3 protein-coding genes are annotated in these 2818 nt (G+C 73.0%); all 3 read right to left on the bottom strand.

Features of this window, described 5'->3' with window-relative positions; genetic code table 11:
- On the bottom strand, positions 1–718 hold a 718-nt coding region (locus GTW08_RS02080), incomplete at its 3' end, for a four-carbon acid sugar kinase family protein (RefSeq protein WP_161151315.1).
- Positions 715–2085, bottom strand: a complete 1371-nt coding sequence (locus tag GTW08_RS02075) for an MFS transporter (protein WP_073574771.1) — start codon at positions 2083–2085, stop codon at positions 715–717. The genes GTW08_RS02075 and GTW08_RS02080, both read right to left, overlap by 4 nt.
- A 142-nt stretch (positions 2086–2227) precedes the next feature.
- A partial coding sequence (locus GTW08_RS02070) for an SDR family NAD(P)-dependent oxidoreductase (RefSeq protein ID WP_161151314.1) occupies positions 2228–2818 on the bottom strand: 591 nt, incomplete at its 5' end.

Below are 2818 nucleotides of genomic sequence, written 5' to 3'. Positions count from 1 at the left end.
CGACGGGGGCGTCGAGCAGCCCGTCGCTGCTCACCCGGCAGACCGCGGCCGCCAGCGGCGCCCCGCCGCGCGCGACGATCTCGCGGGTCGCCCACGCCGCGCGCAGGGCGTCGGCGACACGGGCGACGTCGGTGTCGTCGTGCACGTCGGGCAGCACCACGTCGATGTCCCCGGCGCCGGTCAGCACCCCGGTGAGCGCGCCGGAGCGCACGTCGTCGATGCCGACCGTGACCGGTGTGCGCGCGGACTTCTCCCGGACGTAGCCGGGCAGATGGCCGTCGCGGTAGCCGAAGACCGGGTCGCGGGCGAACTCCGTCTCGTGCGCCGGGAGGATCTCGCCGCCGACGCGTACCCGGTGCGTGCCGTCGACGGTCGTGCGTCCGCCGCCGGGGAAGGCGGGGACGAACAGCACCGGCGCGGCCGGGTCGACGGCGTCGCACTCGGCGAACACGTGCCCGCGCAGCGTCGAGTCGCCCCGCAGCACCAGCCGGACCCGCTCGCCGAGCCGCCCGCCCGCGACGTCGGCGTCGGCGCGGATGCCCGACACCAGTGCGACGGCGGCCTGTTCGTCGAGCGCGCGGGTGTTGGTCAGCAGGTACACCGCGTCGGCCCGGCGCAGGGCGTCGGTGAGCACGTCGGCGTCCCACCGGAGCAGGACCTCGACCCCGGTCGCGGACTGCGTGCCGGTCGGGTCGTCGTCGCAGACGAGGATCTTCACCGCTCCCGCCCCGGGGTGTCGAGCAGCGCGTCGGCGCGGGTGCGGAACAGCGCCGTGCCCCACATCATCGCCGCGGCGAGGAAGGCGAGAACCCCCAGTGAGACGACGCCCCACGTCCCGGCCTCGGTCGGGACGGCCTCGTTGATCGCGGTCCGCATGATCGGCGCGACGAAGCCGCCGAGGTTGCCGATCGAGTTGATCAGACCGATGCCGGTGGCCGCCGCGGCTCCGGTGAGAAACGCCGTCGGGAACGACCAGCTGATCGGGCCGGCGCACAGGAACGCCGACACCGCCACGGTGATCGCGACGATGCCCAGCAGCGCCTGTCCGTTCGCCCCGGCCCAGGCCGAGGCGAGGATCGCGGCCCCGGTCAGGAGGAAGGCGATGCCGCCCCAGTTGCGGCGCCGCGCGACGGTGTCGGCGTGCCGGCCGACGACGTAGCAGAAGACCAGGCCGACCGCCCAGGGGATCGCGGCGACGAGTCCGACCTGCCAGCCGACGTCGCGCCCGAGCAGGCCTGCGACCTGCTGGGGCAGGTAGAACGTGGTGCCGTAGACGGCCACCTGCAGGCAGAAGTAGATGACGGTGAAGTACCAGACCTTGCCGTTGAGCATCGCCGGGACGATCCCGCGCGGGCCGTCGGCGTCGCGCACGGTGTCCTCGTGCGCCATGACCTCGCGCATCGCGGCCTTCTCGCGCTCGTCGAGCCAGGTCGCCTTCTGCGGGGAGTCGGTCAGCAGGAAGTACGCGGCCACGCCGGCGACGATCGCCATGACGCCCTCGACGAAGAACATGACCTGCCAGCCGTGCCAGGGCGTGAGGGTGTCGCCGAAGCTGATCAGCCCACCCGACAGCGGCGCCCCGAGCATCTGGCTGAACGGCTGGGCCAGGTAGAAGATCGCGAACATCTGCACGCGCTTCTTGTTCGGGAACCACTGCGACAGGAACATGATCACGCCGGGGAACAGCCCGGCCTCGGTGACGCCGAGCAGGAACCGCAGGAACACGAACATCGTGTCGTTCGTGGTGAACGCGAACGCGCTCGCGACCACGCCCCAGGTCACCGCGATCCGGGCCAGCCAGAACCGGGCGCCGAAGCGGTCGAGCAGCAGGTTGCTGGGGATCTCGAAGATCGCGTAGCCGATGAAGAAGATGCCCGCGCCCAGGGCGAACGCCCCGGCGCTGATGCCGCGGTCGACCTGCAGCCCCTCCTCGGCGAAGCCGACGTTGGTGCGGTCCAGGAACGCGACGAAGTAGAGGACCACCAGCATCGGCATGAGCCGGGTGGTGGCCTTGCGGATGCCGGACGCGAGGTGCGGGCTGTCGAGCAGCGCGCGCGGCGTGCGGTCGCCGGTGGTGGGTTCCACGATCTCCCCTTCGAGGTCGTGTGCGGGCGGACGGGTCAGAGGACCAGCACGAGGCCGATCGCGACGAGGACGAGGCCGATCGCGAGGAACGCGACGCGCGACCACGACCAGCCGGGGAACGGTTCACGGGGCACGCGGGCTCCTAGTGCATGTAGAGGCCGCCGTCGACGTTCAGGGTCTGGCCCGTCACGAAGCCGGAGTCGGGCCCGATGAGGTACGCCGCGGCGGCGGCGACGTCGTGCGGGGTGCCGATGCGCGCCACCACGCCGTCGGCGGCCATGGCCGCCTTGCGCTCGGGCGAGAGGGTGCCGCCCATGATGTCGGTGTCGATCGGGCCGGGGGCGATCACGTTCGCGGTGATCCCGTGCGGGCCCAGCTCGCGGGCGACCGAGCGGATGAAGCCCTGGATGCCGGCCTTCGCCGCGGAGTACGGGGTCTTGGAGTAGGTGCCGCCGCCGCGCTGGGCGGAGACCGAGGAGATGCCCACGATGCGTCCGACGCCGTGGGCGACCAGGCTGCGGGCGACCCGCTGGGTGACCCAGTGGGTGCCGTCGAGGTTCACGGCCACGACCCGGCGCCACTCCTGCTCGTCGACGTCGAGGTAGGGGACCGGGGAGGCGACCCCGGCGAACGCGACCAGCGCGACCAGCTGCGGCAGCTGCTGCTCCAGCGCGTCCACCGCGGCGACGGCGGCCTCGCGGTCGGCGACGTCGGCGCCGACGCCCGCGGCGCA

This window comes from Pseudonocardia sp. SID8383 (assembly GCF_009864975.1).
Taxonomy (GTDB): Bacteria; Actinomycetota; Actinomycetes; order Mycobacteriales; family Pseudonocardiaceae; genus Pseudonocardia; species Pseudonocardia alni.
This window is presented reverse-complemented; position numbering and strand designations above follow the sequence as displayed.